The sequence below is a fragment of the Gimesia algae genome, from assembly GCF_007746795.1.
GTDB classification, from domain to species: Bacteria; Planctomycetota; Planctomycetia; order Planctomycetales; family Planctomycetaceae; genus Gimesia; species Gimesia algae.
Genome location: NZ_CP036343.1, coordinates 3219546 through 3241030, shown reverse-complemented (window position 1 = coordinate 3241030; position 21485 = coordinate 3219546). Strand labels below are relative to the sequence as shown.

The following is a 21485-nucleotide window of genomic DNA, read 5'->3' as shown; positions in this document are numbered from 1 at the left end:
ATCTGATGAGAATCGCGTCGAAGAAATTCGTATCTGAAAACTGTTTCATCGGGATTCTCAGTTGCCTGCTGTTGGTGTTGTTGCAGACATCCTCGCTGCGGGCTGACGAACCGGCAAAAGCGAAGTCAAAACCAGAAGGCAAGAAAGAACGGTATACTTATAACCTGCGTGATCACGATCGGAACGGGATCGGCAAGTTTTATCAGGGGCGCGAAATTGCCCGCGTGATGGGCTATCAGGGTGCGCCCTGGCTGGAACGCAGAACCCGCGAACAGGAAGAACGGCTCTCACTGCTTCCCAAAGCGCTCAAGCTGAAGCCTGGAATGGCGATTGCCGACATCGGTGCAGGCAGCGGGGTGATTTCCGTCATCCTCGCCGAGCATGTCAGTCCCGATGGCAAAGTCTATGCAGTCGACGTGCAGCAGGAGATGCTGGATCTGCTGGATAAAAAGATGAAAAAGCAGGGGGTCGAGAATATTCATCCCGTATTGGGAACACAGAAGTCGCCGGGCCTCAAACCTGAGTCGATCGACCTGGCGATCATGGTCGACGTCTACCACGAGTTCGAATTTCCTTATGAAATGATGCAGGAAATTTCCAAAGCCCTCAAACCCAGGGGGCGGGTGGTGCTCGTCGAATACCGCAAAGAAGATCCGGCCGTCCCCATCAAACTCGTCCACAAGATGTCAGAAGCCCAGGCCAAAAAAGAGGTCGCCCGACCCGAACTGAATCTCAAGTGGAAAGAAACCATCGGCATTCTCCCCCGCCAGCATATTCTGGTGTTTGAAAAAACCGAAGAGAAGTAATTCGATTCCCCAGGCGGTCATGCCCCGGAACCGGATGGCCTCGAGTTCTGATTACCTATTGACAGTTTTAGCCAGAGTCACTGATACCTTTTCCTGTTTGGTTTAGCGATTTGTTAGTGGGCTTCGTTGACCGGACGCACGATGAGCATCGCTGGACTGCGATCGTGTGACTAATTGGCCGTTGATGTAACACCTTGGGTGGGTGTTGCGAATTAAATTGACTGATGTAATTTGCGTTTCTGCAATGTTCAGTTCTTTAAGCTTCGATATTGCCGCAAGGTCCGGTACGGCAGCATTTGTGATAGCTGTACGTTGAGCATTGATCAATCGTAGTTCGGGAAGATCGCGTAAGTGAACTATACCAGCGTCCGTAATCGCCGTCTCATTGAGTTTGATGCGCTCAAGTTTGGGAAATCCTGTCTTGAGTATTGCGAGGTCATCGTCGGTAACGGCGGATTGATAGAGTATCAATTCATTGACGTGTTCAAAATCTCTCGCAATCTTCAGCGCCGTATTAACGCCAGCATTCACACGTACGCCACGAAGATCAACTGTGTAAATGACCTGGAATCGGATAAAAAAGGTGTCAGGAACCTTAAATTTAAGGTTCCTGACACCTTTTTATGCCTGACACCTTTTTATGCCTGACACCTTTTTATGCCTGACACCTTTTTATGCCTGACACCTTTTTATGCCTGACACGAATGGCACTGCCGGTGTTTTTTTGCTTTGAGTATGCGCAACGGTTCCCATGTGACATCGTCACATGCTTGATTTTCTGATTTTTTTGCCAGTTCGCTGGAAATTGTGTTTGGCAAAACGTCTCCTGGCATTATGCTGCGTTCTGGCAGGGCCTTCCTTGGGTTGGTGTGGGCAAAACATTTGACCAAGGAAGGTCCTATGCCATTTATATCATCTTCCCGAGTGAATGCAGCATCATTTTCTCTTTTCAAACGTTCGATGATGCAGGAGAGCAGCCTGCCGCTAGCCGACGTCCTTGACGATCAACGCTGGCAGCAGGTGTTTGACGAACACGAAATCGACTTTGGCAATGACCCCGATGTCATTTACACACCGGCAATCACTCTCTGGGCGTTAATCTCTCAGGTGTTCTTTTCCGGCGAGCAACGCAGCTGTAAGGCAGCCGTCATTCGTGTTGCCAGCTTATGGGCGGCACTGGGGCGACGGGTCTGCAGTACGAATACCGGTGCTTACTGTCGCGCGCGACTCAAACTATCCTTTACCGTCATCCGCGATCTCGTCCAGCAACTTGCCGCGGATGCCGAAGCGGCCTGTGACCAGAACTGTGTCCAGTCTCGAGAGCAGTCAACGGCGCGCCTCAGTCCTTCCAGCGTCGCCGATGTGAAATCACGGAGTACCGGCGGTCGCATTCTGCTCGTTGACGGCTTCACCATCACGGCCGCCGATACCCCTGAGAATCAGCGGGCCTATCCGCAGAACCCGGCTCAGAAACCGGGGCTCGGGTTCCCCGTTCTCCGCTGCGTTTCTCTGATCTCGATGACCACCGGACTGCTGGTCGATCTGGTGAGCGGGCCTTACAGCGGTAAAGGGAGTGGCGAAACGGCCCTGCTTTGGCAAATGCTCGATGCACTCCGGCCGGGTGATATTCTGGTGGCTGACTCGTATTACTGCACGTACTGGCTGGTGAGTGCGTGCCATGCGCGGGGCGTTCAGATCCTGATGAAGAACCATCACCTGCGTGACAATCATCCACAAACCGCACGTCGACTGAACAAGCGAGAGCGCCTGGTGACATGGTTACGTCCCCCCGTCCGTCCTGCCTGGATGACCCGTCAGGAATTCTGGCGACAACCGCTGACACTCACTCTGCGGCTGGTCGATGTGCAGATCAGTCAGCCGGGGTATCGCGCCAAAACATTTACGATTGCCACCACCATCACAGATCGGAAAGCATGCCCGGCGCGCTGGATCGCCGCCGTGTATCAGAGCCGCTGGCTGATCGAACTGGACATTCGCAGTATCAAGTGCTCGCTGGGGATGGATATCCTGCGGGCGAAGTCTCCGGCCATGGTGCTCACCGAACTCTGGTCATGTCTGCTGGCGTACAATCTGATTCGATTGAAGATGCTGCAGAGTAGCCTGGCGACAGGCCGTGATCCCCGTTCACTCTCGTTTACTACCACGCAACAGATGCTGGCTGCGAATTGGTTGCTGGGCGCGGTTACAAAAACGACTGAGGAATTAGCCACACTCGGACAGCAGGTCCCCTGCAGCGAACGTGTAGGGCATCGCATCGGCCGAACAGAACCCAGAGCCAATAAACGCCGAACCAAAGTGCTGGCTTTGCTGAAGCAACCAAGATACCATTACCATCAACAAAGAAAAGCAACTGTATGAACGCAAACTCTTTCACAACAACAGGCAGTGCCATTCATGCCTGACACCTTTTTATGCCTGACACCTTTTTATGCCCCTTTTTATGCCCGTGTTGTGCCGCCAAGCAGCTGAATGCGCTTCTGGTCGTGTGATACGGAAGTGCGGTAGGAGAACAAAAGGATTGCTGTAACTAACAGAACAATAATACAAACTGAGATACCACCTCGTTTTGAGATCTTACGCACAGTATTGGCATCAGACGTACGAGGATCGGATGGCGCTCTATTGGGATTTTTAAACATGGACGCTCTCGCTCTCAGTTAACTTCATAGACTTGTTCATATATGATATGCATCAGGAAAGGTGATTGGCGAGAAACTATCTCGAATTTATGACTGAATTCCTTAATCCCAAGAAGCCATTCATCCGTTCCTGAAGTTGATACGTTCTTAATCAACGTGTATTTCTGTGTGCAATCTTTTTAGTCTCAGGTCGTATGTGACTATTGACAAACAGGCTCACACCACGTTGATGTGAGCCTGCATCGTTTCTCTTGTTAACTTGTGAGAATTAATACTCGCCGATCACTTCACCGCCGGCAATCGTACCCAGCGCGGAGTAAAGTCCGAAATCAATGCTGGAACCGATCAGTCTGACCGATCCATCTCCCAGCAGAAACTGCGCGAACCCCACATGCGGAGCTGAGACATCGCGGTCATCACTTGCCGGATTGTTGGGGACATGACCTGTCTGAAACAGGATCATATGCCCGTGGTCATCGGTGGCATCGGTAATTTCACGGACGGCACCGGCCCAGGTGGTTTCGTATTCAAAATGGTTTCCGTGGGCGGCACCATTTCTGAATACGCCGTTCTGCCTTTCGCCGACACAAAGTGTGTTGGACAGACCGTCGATCACATCACGGGGGCGTGTCGAACTGTTGCGGCTGAACATGCCCGCGCGTTTTTCCTGGGTCGCATCCAGATCGGGTGGACCGAAACTGGCGACATAGCAGCCCATAGCATACCGCTCGGCGGAACTGCCCATTTCGATGAAGCCATTTTCCGAAACCGAATCGGACGGGCAGAGCAGGCCGGGAATCTGACGTTCGCGGGGGATCAGATTCACGGGGCTGAAGATCGGTTCTTCCAGGTCAAACTGGTTGTACAGATTGGCCTGATCGATCATCGGCAGAATCATTGTCACCCAGCCAAAGCCGGACTGGTTGCCATCGGTTCCCGGCTTATACACATAACCGGGGGGATAACAGCCATGGGTTTCCTGGTAATTGTGCAATCCCAGCCCCAGCTGTTTCAGGTTATTTTTACACGAGAGTCTTCTGGCTGCTTCCCGTGCCTGCTGGACGGCAGGCAACAGTAAGGCAATCAGAATGGCGATGATTGCAATCACCACCAGGAGCTCAATCAGAGTGAACCCCCTCGGAACAAAACGTTTTGTTTTCATGGAATGGAATCCCACTTTCTAAAAGAGACACTTACTCAGTCCGCAACATCAGCGCGGACAGAGATCGGTCTCTGAAAATCATTCGAGTGAAATAGGCGCAGCAATGAACGCACGCACCTTTCCCGGAATGCCATACGCAGACATTTCACGGGGATTACGTGAATGAAACAGAAAGCAGAGTTTCGGGCGGGGGAACAGGGGGCGCTGCTGCCAGACATTCATAACAGCAGGCGGGGAGAGACAGCATCGCGAACAGATCCTGCTGTGCAGGCAGCTGGTTTCGGGAAGGGGGCAGGACAGAGCTCCAGCCCGAATACAGTTCCGCAAGGATCTGCCCCCAGGAGACTGATGTGAAGAGCGGCCCGGTCGATCGTCTGGTGGGGTGCTCGTGGATTCGCGATTCTGAAGGCGCAGCGTCTGGTAGTTCTGAATTTGAAACAACGGGCGCAGGTTGACTCTGGTCCGAATCCACATTCAGGGTGAATTCCCACCAGAGCAGTGATACGTGGATGTGCGTCTGCGGAATTTCTGAGGGGTTCGCTTTATGGGAATGCGCATGCCCCTGATGGCGGTGGGAATGACTGTGCGAATGGCCGTGGTTATGTGAGTGAGCATGGCCGTGTGAATGACTGTGTCCGTGGGAGTGGCTGTGGTCCACATTTCCAGCTGAGTGCGTATGTTCGACCTGAACCTGCAGGCTCTGGAGGATCATCCCCAGCAGACCCAGGCTTGCCAGGACCCAGACGAGTTTACGTGACAGATATTGCATGACAGTTCGACGATAATTTTCGCGAGAGGCAAAATCAATGTCAGCAGGGGGGAACAAATTACCTCTGTTCAAATAAAGAGCGAACGCCAGAATTTCAGTGATCTGCCATAACGTTCACTGCAGGGTGGGTTTCGAGAGTAGGAAAATGACTCACAGGAGCAATCTATCCTCAGTTTATCCCCTGAAAACAGGGGTTTTATAACGGATTGACCCGTTTTTACTAACCCGGTATACTCCCCCGCGGTTCAGAAACCATCATTTTTGCAGGCCAGGTCTGAACCAGCTCCCTTTGTCTCGAAGACATTTGTGCAAAAACGAACGTATTAAAATCATATGAACCCAAAAATACTTCAGCGCTCGGCATTTACCTGTATTTATATGTGCATCAGGTCCAGGTCATTTTCGAAAAGGGTTTGTTGACAAATGATGTTCGGCAACTTGATGATACCAGGCCTGATCGCTGTCGGCGTGTTTCTGGTATCTTTAATTTGTACCTGTGTCATTCTTAACCTGGCTCCCATACTGGGGCTGGTGAAGTCTCCGACCAATCGCTGTTCTCATGTGATGCCGACGCCTCGTGGTGGTGGAGTCTCTTTTGTCGTCTCGAGTCTGATCGCATTTTCGATATTGTATTTTTCAGGATCAATATCAGGTCCTGTGATCCCTGTCATCTTAGCAGGCGGGACTCTGATCGCTGCGCTGGGATTCTGGGATGATCTCCATAATGTCCCTGTCAGATACCGGCTTGTGGCCCAGGCTGCAATCGTTGCTGCCTCCGTATATGCTCTGTCTCCCTTACCCGCTCTGGAATTCTGGGGGTTCAACCTGAATGTCAGCTGGTTCACCTGGGGGATCGCCACATTTGCTTTGATCTGGTGGTTGAATCTGTATAACTTTATGGATGGCATCGATGGGCTTGCCGGAGGAGAGGCCACCAGTATTCTGGTTGCCGCCACGCTGTTGATTTCACTGAAGACCGCTTCCTTTGAAGCAACAGAACAGATACTGATGCTGCTGCTGACGGTTGCACTGCTGGGGTTCATGGCTCTTAACTGGCCTCCTGCAAAAATCTTTATGGGAGATGTGGGCAGTACCTACCTGGGATATATGCTGGGTATGCTTGCGTTGACTTCCCTCTGCTCCGGTTCCTTAAATCTCTGGGTCTGGTTGATTATCCCTGCCGTCTTCTGGGTCGATGCCACATTTACACTGCTCAGGCGTATGATCCGCCGCGATTGCTGGTACCAGGCACATCAAAGCCACGCCTATCAGAGACTCTCACGTTTTCTGGAAGAAACACGACCCGGAAGTCATACACGGCATCGCGCGCATCGCAAGGTGAGTCTGGGGATGCTGTGTATCAATATCGGCTGGCTGTTTCCGCTGTCCGTTGTCGCTTTATACTGGCCTGCCTGGGGGCTGCTGACGGTCGCTGCAGCCTGGACACCCCTCGTTCTGCTGGCCGCCAGTTGTGGTGCAGGCAAGCCGGGAAATATCGAACAGCGGCATCAGAAGCATTCAAAAAATGTCGAATTCCAGGAAGGTGTCTCGCTCGAAGTTTAGCCGGAATTCCCTGAATTCGCTTTACGGGCTCGCTACATCATCACTCTGCAGTTCAAACGGACGGGGTTGAAAACCGAAGTCCTGCTGTGCCTCAGAATGATCAAAGACCAGATCAGCATTCATGCGTTCGGCCATACCCGCAGTCAGATGTCGGAAGCGGGGCAAATTGCGAACGACTGCGATCCCCGCGCGAAACAGCAGCAACGGGATCCGCACAAAGCGTGGTTTCAGCTGCAGAGCCAGAAAGACTCGCTCAATCATTTCGCGGTAAGTCAGCGTTTCCGCTCCGGAAATGTTATAGGCCTGGTTTGCGACAGTCTCAGTTCGTAGTGCCTGCAGGCTGGCGGTTGCGACATCGGCTGCATGAATTGGCTGTCGTTTTCCATGCGCTTTGCCCAGTAGCGGAAAACATTTCCAGCGCCGGATGAACCTGACGACAGAGGCAATATTTTTATCGCGGCCAAATCCATAAATCAAAGTCGGTCGCAGGATTACCCAGGAGATCTGCTGAGCTTCCGCCCAGTTTTGCAAAGCGGCTTCGCCCTCAATCAGCTGCTGAGCCGTCTGTTGTTCGCCGGCGTCAATCGATTCCGTTTTGGTAAAGCGGCTTGTGGAGCTTAAGACGACAATCCGGCGTGCTCCATACTCAGATAACAGTTCAAAGTGTTCGGATGCGACCCAGATCGGTGCCAGGCAAATCCAGTCTGTAATTGTCTCTCGTTGATCGGGCAATTCTGGAGCATCGACTAAATGCCGCCACCGAACCGGTACCCCCGTATTCTGCTCCTCCGGGAGGTCTCCTCTGGTGAAAGCCACAAACTGTTCGTTGCGGTCCGCACGATGCGGGACTTCATTTGAGAGCAGGCACTGACCGACTGGACTCCTGGCTCCGATGACTCCAATCACACGCGTCTGGTTCGGCATGGTCCTGCAGGTTCCTTCAGTCGTTCTCGGGCGTTGCCGGAAATAAACGTGTTTTTAACTCGGTTAACGTATCCGCATACACGTCGGCCGCCAGTTGATCTGCATGGCTCACTGCATGTCCGGTTCCCACCAGCGCCTTCGTGCCAATGTGGGCGGCCTGTCCCGCCTGGATATCTGTCAGTTTATCTCCTACGATGATCGACTGCGACAGATCCAGGTCATATTTCTGAGCCGCATCCAGCAGCATTTGCGGCCTGGGTTTGCGACAGTTGCAGTCAACGCGGAAATGGCCTGTGCCTTTGGTGGGATGATGGGGACAGTAGAAATAATCGGTGATGCTCAGCTGGTGTCGGGAAAATTCAGCGACGACCCAGGTCATCAACTGTTGAAATTGATGTTCTGTGTAATACCCACGGGCGATCCCCGACTGATTGGTAATAATAATCAGCAGGTAACCTGCCTCTGCCGCTGCCTGACACAGATCGAAGATGCCGTCAATGAATTCGAAATCCTGAATCCGGTGCAGGTAGTCCTTTTCTACGTTGATCACTCCATCACGATCGAGAAACAATGACTTGGACAAAATGATGGCATCCGTGATTCAAAACAGGCTGGAGAATTTCTGGTGTTACATTCATTCAGGTATCCGGGTTTCAGAATCGAAACGGCTTTGATGAACAGGGCAGAGAATAAGAGCCGATGATGCAGCCAGGAAAGCTGATCACGTGATTCTGCAGGAGAGAGAAGAAAAGGGTGAGTAACGGGATTTGAACCCGCGACCTCCGGAATCACAATCCGGCGCTCTAACCAACTGAGCTATACCCACCATAGTGGTGATCTGACCAGAGTCGATCTGATTCTAACCAATTATCAAATCGCTGAAAAGTCTCTCAGTCATGACAACTGGATCATGTGCTACGTTATCGAAGCTGTTTTCGGGATGCAAGTATTCCAAGCCCCGGAATCAGGAATATTTCCTCTATACGTGCATCTCTTGCGGAGAATCTGTAGAATTGAACCCTCTTAAGTTCCCGTATCAAGTCACACTGATCTATCTGAAAAATAGGGAAAAAGCATGAAAACCATTAGATTCACCTGCATGATTCTAGCAACCTGCGTTTTGAGCCTTTATCAGCCAGAACTATCTGCTCAGGATTCCACCAATTATCCCACGCTGGGAGAAGTCGTCCGCGTCGATCCCGGCCTGGATGATCTCCTGGACAAGAATGCCCGGATTGAGGTTCTCTCGTCCGGCTTCGACTGGACGGAAGGCCCGGTCTGGATGGGAAATGCCACGGACGGATTTCTGTTGTTTTCTGACATTCCCCGCAACTCTGTCATGAAATGGAAAGAAGGGGCAGGGGCATCACTGTTCATGAAACCCTCTGGTTACACGGGAGTCACTCCCTACGGATCTGAACCAGGCTGCAATGGTCTGTTTCTCGATCCCCAAGGCCGCCTGGTGTCCTGTGAGCACGGTGACCGCCGCGTCTCTGTTTTGACCAAAGAAGGCGGCAAACGAACGCTGGTTGATAACTACATGGGCAAGCGGTTAAACAGTCCCAATGATGGTGTCTTCAAATCCAACGGCGATCTGTATTTCACGGATCCCCCTTACGGACTGCCCAACCGCTATGACGACCCGCGACGTGAACTGGATTTCTGTGGCGTCTATCGCCTGGCGACGGATGGCACACTGACATTACTGACCAAAGAGATGACACGTCCGAACGGGATTGCGTTTTCACCCGATGAAAAAACATTGTATGTTGCCCAGTCTGATCCCGAGGCGGCACTCTGGAAAGCGTTCCCCGTCAATAAAGACGGCACACTGGGAGCGAGCAAAGTCTTTTATGATGTCACTGACAAAGTCGGCAAACTGCCTGGTCTGCCTGATGGACTCAAAACAGACGTTAATGGAAATCTGTTTGCCACCGGACCAGGAGGCTGTTACATCTTCACTCCTGAAGGCAAACTGCTGGGACGCATCAGTACGGGCGAACGGACAGCCAACTGTGCCTGGGGGAACGATGGTACGGTTCTGTATCTGACCGCAGACACCTACCTGGTTCGGATTCCCACAAAAACCAAAGGACGCGTTGGTTCTGCGAAATAAGCCCGCTCAGAAACGAAGTTCTCCGCTGCTGCACCGCTGCCCGTTACTGGGGAGCGGTGGGGAGCGCGGGAGTTTCCGGATTTTTAAAGACAAACAGGACTTTAACGGGTGCCTCTGAGAGCAATTTTCCGGCGGAATTTTGCGGAACCAGGCGGGGCATTGCAGGACTGTCGTCGAGAGGCTTAGACGCCATCAGGGGCGCATCCGTTGCTGATTTGAATGGATGCTCAGAATCCTTTTTCTTAAGCAGGTTGGATCGCGCCATCTGCTTAAGATCAGGTTCATTCTCAGCAGGAACCTGCATCCGGTAGCGCATCTGGTAAGAGCGTTGCGGAATACCTTTGGCCGGAGGTTTGGTTTGTGCAAGTCTCTCCGTTACAGTTTTAGGGCCTGTCGGATTCTTACTGTACTGGTCAGAATTCTCTACTTCAGGCAGCAGCGCTGAAGAAGTTGACTTCGCTGCAGGACGTTCTTGTTTTGTTTCAGGCTGCCGAGCCAGCAGTTGAGGCAGGCTGGCCACTTCTTCTTTGAGGGATTGTTCTGTAATCGCCGGCTGCAATGCGAGGCTCAGCATCTGATCTTGTTTGAGGTCCCGTTGAAATTCTTCCAGAGTGGAAGCCAGTTGTGCATCGGTGGCTTCCACGTAGACAGCAAATAACTGCTGGTCCGTCTCAGATTTGCTTTGGCCAGCCAGTTGTTTAGAGTCTGCAGTACTATATTCCAGCGATTGTGTGCGCTGCAGTTGACGCTCGACTTCCGACTGTTTCTGTTGATCGACGGGGATATTGTTTTGTGCCAACAGGAGTTCCATCGTTCCCAGAGCCTGTTTGACATCGACGACGCGAACTTCGATCACAGCCACTTTGCCGTCAATATCCCGGAAGTAAGGCAACACATCTCCAATGCGGATCGAATCCAGCGGAATATGGCTGGGAATCCCTGTAGAGGCAGCCAGACCCTGCGCTGGCGATTTGTGTTGTTTTACTGCGGAATTCAGTTCAGTCAGCGTATTATGCACGGAAAAGTCGGCAGACGATTTTTCGTTCGGAGACTGCATTACCAGTTTCTCTTCCACTTCCACTTTAGGGAGCTGCAATTCCCGCTTGTCCAACTGAAGTTCGACTGAGGAAACAGGATGCGGCTGGCCGGCTGGTCCAATATCTGTTCCTGTCTGGATATTGAATTGATTTGATCGAGCAGAAACCAGTTTTTTATCCTGATCGCCCATTGTGCCGAAGGAAGATTCTGCAGTTGGTTGCAGTACCATATGATCTGCCTGCGAGAGTTGCCAGGTGGTTTCCGGGGGGCTGGTATTCAACAGCAACACAAATAAGACCAGCGCAGCCACGGAAGAGCAGGCGCTGATGGCGACGGCAATCCGGTAACGCAACATTGATGGTACGCGTTTGACCGGTACTGTTTCGGGGGAAGCAAGCAGGGTTTCCTGTTCAATGCGACGACGAATGGAAGGCGCCAGTTCGGGAGGCGCCGATTCCGTCGCGGTCTCCTGCAGCAGGCGGGAGAGTTCGCCGAGCTCGTGCAGTTCCTGTCGCGCGGCACTGGACTGCTCCAGATGTGACTCCAACTCAAGACGTTCCTCGGGGGAAACTTCATGATCGAAGTAGGCGGACAGATTTTCGTTAAAGGGGGGTTGGCTGCTCATTTGGTTTCACTTATCGATGACTCATGGTCAGACTCGGAAACACGTGTCACAGGTTCATCCTGAAACAACGTGCTCAGCTTCTGTTTTAGTTCATTCCTTCCTCTGAAAATTCGGCTCCTGACGGTTCCTAATGGGATCTCCGTAATTTCGGCAATTTCCCCGTACGACATGCCTTCCAGTTCCCGCAGGATTAAAGGCGTGCGATATTCTTCCTGTAGCTCGTTCAATGCCTGATGAACCAGTTTTTTTCGCTCAGCGAGTTCCGCGACTTCGGGAGGATGGTTTTCGGGGTGTGTATCGACCAGCCAGGTACTGGCCGGATTGTCTTGTGGATCAATTGTTGTGGAGGTTCGTTTGGTTTTTCGTTTCTGAGTAATCGCGGCATTAAAAGAAATGCGAAACAGCCAGGAATAAAAGGCGGCTGTCCCTCGGAACGTTTTCAATTTAAAAAAGGCCTGGGTAAAACCTTCCTGGGCGGCATCGCGCGCATCATCGCTGGAGCCCAGAATCCGCACCAGGGTTCGAAACAGGCGGTCCTGATATTTCAGAACCAGTTGATCAAACGCCTCGGTACGACCTGCCAAACATTCTTGAATCAGGTATTGATCATTGTTGGTCACAGTACCTCTTGGACGATCCGGGGGGAAACGAAGTTCCCCTGGTTTGAGAAAAACCGGGATTTTCCGCGAAAAACGATTAGTTTAACGTCTATCTTCTTACTTTTCAGCAGCTTACGTCAATATCAAATCAGCAGGTGGCTCAGGAATCAGCCTGGAGAAGCGGGATTGATCTGGCAGTTATCGATCAAACGAGTGGCGCCGACCCAGGCTGCAATCAGCGCGACCATCGCGGGTTGAATGGTGGTGATGTCTTCCAGTGTCATGGGATCAACGATGGTGGCGTAGTCCAGTTTTAATAACGGCGTGGCCTGTAACAGCTCATGCATGGCAGTTTTGATCTGCTCGAGATCCGTTTCGCCGGCAGCGATTTTTTCTTCCGCCAGTCGCAGGGCGCGGGAAAGGGATAAGCCTGCTTCGCGCTCTGCTGCAGAAAGATAGGCGTTCCGGCTGCTAAGTGCCAGCCCGTCTGTATCGCGGATAATGGGACAGGTTTTGATCTCTACGGGAATGTTCAAATCGAGGCACATCCTGCGAATAATGGCCTGTTGCTGGAAATCTTTCGCGCCAAAATAAGCGATATCCGGCAGGCAGCTTAACAGCAGCTTGGTGACAACAGTGGTCACACCCTGGAAATGATTGGTGCGGGTGGCTCCTTCCAGGATGCGCGAGAGTGCCTTGACAGTCACATGCGTTGAAAACCCGTCAGGGTACATGCTGCTGGTATCCGGGGTCCACACGAGGTCCGCGCCGGCCGCCGCACATTTTGCCAGATCCTGTTCCAGCACGCGCGGGTATTTTTCAAAGTCTTCATCAGGTCCAAACTGGGTCGGGTTGACAAAGATTGAGACGACGACAAAATCACAGTCAGCCCCGGCTGCTTCAATGAGACTGGTATGTCCCGCATGCAGCGCACCCATGGTGGGCACAAAGCCGATTGTTGCGCCCTGCTGACGACGCGATTTGACCCGCTCCCGCAGCGCAGGAATCTCACTCACCGTTTCCAGAGTCAGATCAGACATGATCGAAAACTTTCAGGACGGGCTCAAAGGCCACTTCAGGCCAGATGATTCAGCCTGGTAGATACTGTTTGGTTTTGATTATGTTTTTTTAGGGGCCTGGCTTCGGTTACCGCTTCCACTTCCGCCCCCGCTCCGTTTGCTGGAAGAACGTCTTCTTTTAGGACGTCTGCGACTCTGGTCATCCGCTTCGCCTGCCGGTGGATTTTTAGGATCTTCATCCTTATCACTTTTGCCACCGACCAGCTTCGGGTTCAACAGATAGGAAATGGCTTCTTCCCAACTGGGGACGTTCGGATATTTGTTTTCGACGTCCTGTTTTGTCGGATTAGTCGATTCATCTGCGTCTGCTGATTCAGAATCGAGTTCGCTTTTATCGTCTTCGGCAGATTCAGGAGAATCAGCAGTTACTTCGCTCTTACGTCTACGGGATCGACGTCGCGGACGTTTTGGTTTCTGTTCGTCTTCGGAATCGTCCTCTTTGTCCGCATCGGGTTCATCACTTTCCGCCTGGACTTCCTGCTCGGCGTCTTCAGTTTTTTCTTCTGATGAATCCGTTGTTTCTTCAGCCTTGCGGGAGCGAGAGCGTCGGCGTCGGCGACGTCGACGGGGACGTTTGGTTTCCGCTGTTTCTTCTTCACCCTCGGTTTCACTGTCTGCTTCTGCAGCTGTTTCTGCTACCGCTTTATTCTGCTCTTCCTCATCGTCGTCATCTTCATCGGCATCGAATGCTTCCTGCTGGAAGGCAACCTCTTCTGAAATAAGTCCGAAACCAAACTCGTTATCATCATCAAGTCGTTCGTCTGTCCGGGCAGTGACTTGCTGCGGGGCAGGTTTCTTTTTCTTTTCGGGACGAGGCTTCTTCTGCTCTTTGACAGCAGGCTTTTTAATCTCGGCGACTTCCTCTTCCTCGTCGTCATCCTCATCGCTGGCGACAACCGGGACTTCTTTTCGGGAACGTGGGGAATCATCTTCGTCCCAGTTCCAGCCATCCAGCGCATCCCAGTAGGTGTCATCCTCATCTTCGGATGACGCTGCTTCCTTCAGCGGGGCAGCGGGAGCAAAGTCTTCTTCGACTTCATCATCTTCTTCATCGTCGTCTTCGTCATCAAAAGCAGCGATGATGTCATCATCATCATCATCTTCTTCTTCAAAGTCGTCTTCGTCGTCCTCTTCATCGAAGCCGATTCCGGAGTCCAGCTCCTGGACGGGGACTTTTTTTGTGCTTTGGGAGGCAGGTGCATCATCGTCGTCATCAAAGATCGAATCACCGAAGAACTGATCGTCGTCGTCGTCTTCTCGCTCCACGGACTTCGCTGCTACCGGAGCTTCGACAACCTCCTTGTCAGTGGGCTTAGGCTCCTCAGCCTGTTCCGAGGAGTCCTCGTCTTCTGCGAGATCATCTTCAAAGTCAATGGGCAGCGGCTCAACCTGCTGGTCAAAATCGATGCCAAACAGATCACCTGCGAGAGACTCCCAGGAGTCACCTTCACCCGACGGATTGATGCCAAACGGCTCTTTGCTTTTATTCATATGCGCAAAGTACACGTTCCGTAGAGTTTTTTCAAGATTTGCGCCTGTACCGAATTTTTATATCTCAGGGAAATCACTGACTGTCCGAGTATTCGATATGGTGGATCACAGCCTGCAATTTGCGAGCTTTTTCCAGCATGGAATGGTATTTGGGAACTTTGGCATAACCTACCTGGCGGGCCAGCAGATCTGCTTCTGAACTCAAAACCACTGTGCAGGGGATCGATTTGACCTTCAAAACATCGGCAATTTTACGGTCTTTGTCGAAATCCAGATGGACGGGCTCAAACGCCTGATTCAGGTAGCGGGACATTCGTGGATCGGAAAGCGTCTCCTGTTCCAGTTTGCGGCAGTAAGTGCACCAGCTGGCATCAAACACGATCAAAACAGGCTTATTGCTCTTCAGTGAGGCCTGATGAGCCGATTCCAGATCGGTATGCCACTTGATCGTATCTGCAGTCTTAGTATCGGCTTTCGATAATTCGATTGAAATGCCGACCAGGGCAACGATCGAAAAACCAATAAAAACCCATTGAATCTGTTTGGGAAGTCTTTTCATATCTGTGACTCCTTCACAAGTCTGAACTGTCATCCCTGACAGCTGAACTTATGTAGTAAAAACGTGATGACCCGGTTAAAAGTGAGCAACTGATCTGAACGCATTTGAATGATTCAGGGCATGACAGTCACAGTTTTGCTCAATGTGAAATAGCTGCATGCAGCGACGAACAGCCTGGGTTCAGGTCGGATCGTCATAAATCATTCATTAAGCTTTATCGGAGTGATGTGGGGAACTTCTATGATCGATTCGACCCGAATCATCTGAATAACTGGAACATCGACGGTAAAGTTTACCTAACCGGAACAGAGTCGACGCGGAAAGCAAAAAAGCCAAAGCCGCTGACAGATTTGATGGGAAATCTGCCACAGCTTTGACTTTAGACTGTGTCCAGTTTTACTGTAGCGTCTCCAAGGCCATTGGGACCGAGCATAATAGATTGAGAGGCGCTATGGTTTAATCTAATGCGTTTTTGGTATCTGCCACTGGTCTTATGATCAGTTTTTGGGTGGTGTTACCGATTTCGGCTCGGGGGGAGTCTCTTTTGGCGCGGACTCGGGTTTGCTGGCTGGTTTTCCAGTAGCGGGTTTTTTCGCTGTGGCAGACGCATCTTTCTCAGGTTGTCCCGGCGCGGGTTTCTGCGCCTCTGATTTTGCGGGAGCCGGTTTTTTAGCAGGCGCTGGTTCTGGTTTTTTATCCGCTGGTGGAAATACCGGTTTGCCAAACGGGGGTGTCGCTGTACCTGGTTTGGCTGGATCCGCTTTCGGTTTTTCGATCGGTTCCACCAAGGCTTTACGCTTCAATTTCAAGGCTTCGAAGCTGTTTGCAGAGATGACGTAATACCAGTCTGCGAATCGCTCGTTGAGTTCTTGCGCCTGTTCTTTCCCCTTGACTACCTTGTCATCGTATTCCTTCAGTTTTCGCTCATACGTTTTCAGTTGAGACTGATAGGCTTTCATGGCATTTTCATAAGCGGCTTCCGGAGTGGGTTTCTCGTCTGCCTGAGCGTCTTTTTTATCGGTCTCTTTTTTATCCTGCTCGTTTTTTTCTGTTTCCGGTTTTTCTTTCAGGCCGGCTGGTTTTTCAGGCGCTTCCGGCTTTTGTGGCGGATCGCCGAGGAAGGAGGGATCGAATGAAACTGTCACCAACAGGTAACGGCTGGTTTTCAGCGCACTGTCATTTCCGTTTTCTGACTCTGCTTTCTCAGACGGTTTGGCGTCACTGGATTTTGCATCATCCTGTTTCTCGTCTGATTTCTCATCCTCTTTTTTATTACTGTTACCGACTTCGATATCGAGAGTGCTACCCGTGAAGATTTCGCCAAAGTACAGGGAGTACACCACGCCCTGATTGGTAGCCAGAACGACTTCCCCTTCGTTGGAAGCCAGCCGTGGAGTACCCTGGGGACCTCGTGCCAGCACAAAACCTTTGCTCTGCAGATCAAACAGATCGAGTTGAGTCTTTGGTTTTAAAGATCCCGATTGTTTGAGTCCCGCCGCAAGATCGCCCGACTTGGGGCGGATACCCTGAAGTTTCAAGTCTGTCAGGGTATTCACCAGCTGATTGACGTCGGCAGTATTCAGCTGTTGAGTCGCTTTATCCAGGCCCTGCATTTCCCAGGGGGTCGTTGAGTTTTTGCGAGTGAGCACCGTTACGTTTTCTTCAGGTTTGTCACTTTCGTATACGATTTTCTGTTGTGCTTCATCAATCGAATAGTGGCTGATCAGAATTTCCACCAGTCGATCGCGGTCTACTTTCAGGATATCAGGCTCGATCCAGTCGGAGAATTCGGACGAGAGATCGACTTTCAGTTTCGTGCGGTATACGGCGTCTTCATCCACTTTGCGAACATAATATTCATTAGGCTGCTCGGGAACTTCCTTTCCGATAATGAAGTCCACCAGAGCAACGCCGCCTTCTTTGGACAGAGTCAGTCTCTGTCCGCGGCCCTTCAGGTTGGTATTGGAATCATCCAGGGGATCAATCACACCAAAGCGTTCATGATCACTCTTGCGCCGGCTCTCCAGGGCACCCCGCACGACGCCCACCAGTGAGGTGGCAGTTTCCGCCAGTTCATCCTCGGCGTCCGCCGGATAGTCGTGATGGGACGGAATGATCCAGGCACCATTTTTGAACTCGACGTTGAAGACTTTCAACGTGGCTAGATCTTCATTGTAGCTCACCACTCGCAGAGATTTGGCCTCTGTCGGATCTGTATAATCCGGGTAGAATTCTTCCCCTACATTTTCATAACCGGTCAGTTGAACCGGTTGAGAAGCACGGTCAGCGAAATAGGCGGCGACTAAGGCAACCGCTGCGATTCCTGCAAATGTCAGTGTTCGTGTCGTTTCATTCATGGCAAACGATTTTACTTATTAAACAGTGATTTAAATAGAATTCTGATCAGGTTTCCCGACATGATTCTGCATGACAGGCATGCGTTATTTCTTCAATCTCCGGTCAGGAGAAATATTCTGGTTTTCATTTTTCAGTCTGAAAAACAGGAAGCAGATCCCCAGCAGGATGGCGGGAAACGGAGGGAAGAGGATCGCATACCAGCGGATGCGGTCTTCGATGGTCCGAATCTGACGTTCCGTCTGCGCTTTGATTTTTTCAATCTGTCGCTGTTTTTCACGTTCGATATTGGCTTCATCAACTTCCAGCCGGCGACTCTCATTTTCTTCGGCCATCCGCAGCATCTGCTGTTTGGTATTACCGTCGATGGTGGTGTCCTTGATGATTTTATCACGTTCTGCTTTGAGGCGATCACGGGCTTCTTTCAGTTTTTCATCCGCATTTTCAGTTGCTTTTTCGCGTTCCGCATTCCGTTCTTTCACAAACACTGATGTTTCTCGCTCAACGACAGTCAGTGTGCGAAGTTTAGACCGTCGTTTACGCAGTTTGATATAGGAATCATCGCCGGCCAGCTGGTCGACACAGTTCAATAAAAACGTCACGTTATCAATTTTCAAACCGAAGGCCTGACGTTCCCGGATGTTGAACAGTTCATCTGAAATCAGGTCGGCATCAGCGACGAAGATGACATTGATATCTTTTGCCTCGGACTTCTCAGTCGAAGTAATATGTGCGGCAAGTACATGCCCATATTTATCAATCACGCGCGGCGGTTCTTGTGTAATACGGACGGAGTTGAAGAAGGGGCTTGTGATTTGGCCCCAGGATAACAGCCCCGAATTCGGACCGGTTTTCAGCAAGGGTTCAAAATTCATTGTCATATTGGGAAGTGGCTGAATACTGCCCGGAAAGAAAGTCAGGATTTCCTGCAGGCCACTGGTGATATTGCTGTTCTGGCTGAAGGCTCCTGCCGTGCCACTCTTGGGGCTGATGAAGATCAGTTCGGGACGCACGACTTCGGCAAATTCCGGATGAGGATTAAAGTAGTCAAACACAACCTGACCGTTGTCCCAGCGAACTTGCAGCAGATTCAACAGTGGAGTTAAACGACCTTCATTTGCTTTAGGCGTTGATGGTGGCTGTTGCATCCCGAACATGCCTCCACCCGGACTGGGTTTGGGCATGCGTGGTGCATTCTGAATACCTCGTCCCCCGCCATACACGGGTAGCGGGTCATCACAGATCAGCGTTGGTTTGCCTTTTTTGACGTAATCGACGAGGTGGTTCAACTGCGGATCTGTCAGCGAGGAAGGCAATACGGCGATCAATACATCGTAAGCCGTTTCATTGATCGGAGAATCGGGTGAGACCTGTTCGACTTTGTATTGTTTCTTGAGCTCACTGACAATCAGCCACGGAGGCTGGTTGCCGCCCGTGCCCATATTCATGCCGCCAAAGATACTGGCATCGGTGTTGAGAATTCCGACTGTCAGACGTTTGTCTTTTGAGACCGTACGGATGGAACGCGTCAGCTCATATTCAATCGGGGTGCCCACATTGAAGAAGGGAATCACCACTTCATCGGTGCCACTTTTCACAACGGCACCCATGAAAATCGTATCGACAAATGCACGGCCGCCGCGTTCAGTCTGGACCTGTTGAGGTGTAATATTCAGCAGGCGGGCTTCTTCCTCCGCTTTACTGAAGGGCTCGACATCAACAAATCGAACCTGCAGCCGTTTGCCGCCCAACTGGTTATATTCCCGCAGCAGACCAATCAGTCGTTTGCGGATCGGGACGTACTCGCGAGAGACTTCCGGGCTGATGAAGGCTTCAATGGTAATCGGATTTTTTTCATCAATCTTGGAGAGCAGATCTTTGGTGGTCTGCGACAGACTAAAAACTTTTTCGCCCGTCATATCGATGCGGCTGCTGCCATAGGAGACGATGACATTGGCACTGATCAGAATAACCGCGAGTGAAATGGTACGGACCAGGTACTGCAGCCCCATGGAGTTCTGCTGTTGTGCACTCCAGTGCCGGCGCGTAATCAGGATCCGGTTCAGATACAGCATCATCACGGCCAGGGAAATAAAATACAGAACCGCTCCCAGCGGAATGACCCCCGTGCTGAAATCCTGGAACTGTTCCACCAGGCTTAAGCTCTGAATCAGGTCACTTGTGGGAGCAACCTGCCCGATGAAAATCGGAATGGCACAGATGACGGTTCCCAGTACAAACGCGACCGTGGCACTGCTGGTGAGGGCCGAGGCGAACATGCCTGCCGCCAGCAGCGATGCACCCGCCAGCCAGTAACCAAAGTAGGTGGTAAACATCAGGCCCATATCGGGATTACCGATCTTCCAGAGCACAAAAACATGTGTCACGGAAAACAGCAGGGCGATAGTGTAAACAGCGAGCACCGCCAGGAATTTTCCCATCAGGATTTCCAGGTCGGAGGCAGGCAGGGTAAACAGCAGTTCGTCTGTCCCCATTTTTTTCTCATCCGCCCAGGCACCCATGGTAATTGCGGGAACAATGAACAGCAGCAGTAGCGGGTACCACAGGCTTAATTGATCGAGGTTCGCCTGATTGTTCGCGAAGAACTGCTGGTTGAAAGCTGCAAATGCGCCGGCTACAACGAACACGACGATAAACAGATAACCCAGTACTCCGGAAAAGTAGCTCTGTACGTTTCGCTTGAATACGGCCAATACAACGTTGTTCCGCAACATAACAGAAGGGTCCTTACGTCAGCTTTATCTGAAACTATAAACTGGTCGATAATAGAAAAATTACGCGTGTGTCAGCTTGTGGAAACTGGCTTCCATGTCGTCCTGGCTGTTTCCCAGTTCATCCACAGAACCATCAAACACAATCAAACCCTGATTGATCAGGATCACCCGGCTGCAGACCGCTTTGACTTCCTGCAGAATATGAGTCGACAGTAGAATGGTCTTGGTCTTACCCAGGTCGCGAATCAGATCTCGCACTGACTGGTTTTGATTTGGATCCAGTCCACTGGTGGGTTCGTCCAGAATCAGAATATCCGGATCGTGCAATAATGCCTGAGCCATGCCCACGCGTTGTCGAAAACCCCGTGAGAGTTTTCGGATTGGTTTTTTCCAGACACTGCTCAGGTCACATTTTTCCATGACAAACTCCAGGCGTTTGCTGAGCTCAGCGGCCGACATGCCTCGCACGCTGCCGGCATAGGTCAGAAAGCCCTTTGGCGTCATCTCTTCATACAGTGGGCCGTTTTCCGGAAGATACCCGAGTTTCTGGCTGGCTTCGATGCGATGGGTACTCACATCAAAGCCGCCAACACGTGCCTGACCTTCACTGGGGGAGAGAAACCCGGTCAGTAGTTTCATGGTTGTGGATTTTCCCGCACCGTTAGGACCCAGGAAGGCAGCGACCTGGCCACGGGGGACGGAGAATGTCACATTTTTTGTCGCGGCGAACTGACCATAGAATTTACTCAATCCGATGGCTTCAATCATGTTCTCCCGGGACGAAGTTTCAGACTGCTCTGCAGGAGATTGCTGAACCTGTTCCGACATTACAATACTACTCCCGATGATGATCTCGTGGGTTGATTCAACAGAAAGACTGTAAGTTCATGGTCTGCCAGTGGCTTTGCTCAAATCTTTTTACGAGACAAGCCAGTCGGCAGTTGGATGACTTGTACATTTTTAACTGGAAAGTGTTAAAAACACAACAAAGGGGGAGAATACGT

17 protein-coding genes and 1 tRNA gene are annotated in these 21485 nt (G+C 51.3%); 4 read left to right on the top strand and 14 right to left on the bottom strand.

Features of this window, described 5'->3' with window-relative positions; genetic code table 11:
- Positions 1–5 precede the first annotated feature (5 nt).
- Positions 6–806, top strand: coding sequence for a class I SAM-dependent methyltransferase (locus Pan161_RS11735; protein WP_145226994.1), 801 nt, complete (start codon positions 6–8; stop codon positions 804–806).
- A 102-nt stretch (positions 807–908) separates the two neighbouring features.
- Here the strand turns inward: Pan161_RS11735 and Pan161_RS11730 are convergent, their stop codons facing one another.
- On the bottom strand, positions 909–1337 hold the full coding sequence (locus Pan161_RS11730) for a leucine-rich repeat domain-containing protein (protein ID WP_145226992.1): 429 nt from the start codon (positions 1335–1337) through the stop codon (positions 909–911).
- A 369-nt stretch (positions 1338–1706) separates the two neighbouring features.
- On the opposite strand from Pan161_RS11730, the gene Pan161_RS11725 reads away from it, so the two are divergent.
- A complete protein-coding gene (locus tag Pan161_RS11725; protein ID WP_232103358.1) occupies positions 1707–3185 on the top strand; it encodes an IS4 family transposase in 1479 nt (492 codons plus the stop codon).
- 549 nt (positions 3186–3734) lie between these two features.
- On the opposite strand, the gene Pan161_RS11720 is transcribed toward Pan161_RS11725, so the two are convergent.
- The gene (locus Pan161_RS11720; protein ID WP_145226990.1) at positions 3735–4628 is read right to left on the bottom strand and encodes a DUF1559 domain-containing protein; all 894 of its coding nucleotides are present in this window, start codon (positions 4626–4628) and stop codon (positions 3735–3737) included.
- Between the two features lie 154 nt (positions 4629–4782).
- Entirely contained in the window at positions 4783–5397 is a 615-nt protein-coding gene (locus Pan161_RS30525; protein WP_197995836.1) for a hypothetical protein, read from the bottom strand.
- A gap of 423 nt (positions 5398–5820) precedes the next feature.
- Here Pan161_RS30525 and Pan161_RS11710 point away from each other — a divergent pair, with 423 nt between their 5' ends.
- A complete protein-coding gene (locus Pan161_RS11710; RefSeq protein ID WP_145226988.1) occupies positions 5821–6960 on the top strand; it encodes an MraY family glycosyltransferase in 1140 nt (379 codons plus the stop codon).
- 21 nt (positions 6961–6981) lie between these two features.
- Here the strand turns inward: Pan161_RS11710 and Pan161_RS11705 are convergent, their stop codons facing one another.
- The 3 genes from Pan161_RS11705 to Pan161_RS11695 all read right to left on the bottom strand — a co-directional run bounded on the left by Pan161_RS11705 (position 6982) and on the right by Pan161_RS11695 (position 8710).
- A complete protein-coding gene (locus Pan161_RS11705; RefSeq protein WP_145226986.1) occupies positions 6982–7884 on the bottom strand; it encodes an NAD-dependent epimerase/dehydratase family protein in 903 nt (300 codons plus the stop codon).
- A gap of 16 nt (positions 7885–7900) precedes the next feature.
- On the bottom strand, positions 7901–8467 hold the full coding sequence (gene gmhB, locus Pan161_RS11700; protein ID WP_232103707.1) for a D-glycero-beta-D-manno-heptose 1,7-bisphosphate 7-phosphatase: 567 nt from the start codon (positions 8465–8467) through the stop codon (positions 7901–7903).
- A 169-nt stretch (positions 8468–8636) separates the two neighbouring features.
- Positions 8637–8710, bottom strand: a tRNA-His gene (locus tag Pan161_RS11695).
- Between the two features lie 249 nt (positions 8711–8959).
- Here Pan161_RS11695 and Pan161_RS11690 point away from each other — a divergent pair.
- The gene (locus Pan161_RS11690; RefSeq protein ID WP_232103706.1) at positions 8960–10000 is read left to right on the top strand and encodes an SMP-30/gluconolactonase/LRE family protein; all 1041 of its coding nucleotides are present in this window, start codon (positions 8960–8962) and stop codon (positions 9998–10000) included.
- A gap of 43 nt (positions 10001–10043) precedes the next feature.
- Here Pan161_RS11690 and Pan161_RS11685 read toward each other — a convergent pair whose 3' ends face one another.
- From Pan161_RS11685 to Pan161_RS11650, 8 genes are all read right to left on the bottom strand, one after another.
- Positions 10044–11663: an anti-sigma factor family protein gene (locus Pan161_RS11685; protein WP_145226982.1), complete on the bottom strand. Its 1620-nt coding sequence runs from the start codon at positions 11661–11663 to the stop codon at positions 10044–10046.
- The gene (locus Pan161_RS11680; protein ID WP_145226980.1) at positions 11660–12283 is read right to left on the bottom strand and encodes a sigma-70 family RNA polymerase sigma factor; all 624 of its coding nucleotides are present in this window, start codon (positions 12281–12283) and stop codon (positions 11660–11662) included. The genes Pan161_RS11685 and Pan161_RS11680 overlap by 4 nt, the downstream gene beginning before the upstream one ends.
- 146 nt (positions 12284–12429) lie before the next feature.
- A complete protein-coding gene (gene panC, locus Pan161_RS11675) occupies positions 12430–13302 on the bottom strand; it encodes a pantoate--beta-alanine ligase (RefSeq protein WP_145226978.1) in 873 nt (290 codons plus the stop codon).
- Between the two features lie 78 nt (positions 13303–13380).
- Positions 13381–14832 carry a hypothetical protein gene (locus tag Pan161_RS11670; RefSeq protein ID WP_145226976.1) on the bottom strand — a complete coding sequence of 484 codons (1452 nt, stop codon included), beginning with the start codon at positions 14830–14832 and terminating at the stop codon, positions 13381–13383.
- A 73-nt stretch (positions 14833–14905) separates the two neighbouring features.
- Positions 14906–15391 carry a thioredoxin family protein gene (locus Pan161_RS11665; RefSeq protein ID WP_197995835.1) on the bottom strand — a complete coding sequence of 162 codons (486 nt, stop codon included), beginning with the start codon at positions 15389–15391 and terminating at the stop codon, positions 14906–14908.
- A 497-nt stretch (positions 15392–15888) separates the two neighbouring features.
- A complete protein-coding gene (locus Pan161_RS11660; protein WP_145226972.1) occupies positions 15889–17748 on the bottom strand; it encodes a DUF4340 domain-containing protein in 1860 nt (619 codons plus the stop codon).
- 84 nt (positions 17749–17832) lie between these two features.
- A complete protein-coding gene (locus Pan161_RS11655; RefSeq protein WP_145226970.1) occupies positions 17833–20481 on the bottom strand; it encodes a Gldg family protein in 2649 nt (882 codons plus the stop codon).
- Positions 20482–20541: 60 nt separating this feature from the next.
- Positions 20542–21309 (bottom strand): ABC transporter ATP-binding protein, encoded by a 768-nt coding sequence (locus Pan161_RS11650; protein ID WP_145226968.1) that lies wholly within the window; start codon positions 21307–21309, stop codon positions 20542–20544.
- Positions 21310–21485 lie beyond the last annotated feature (176 nt).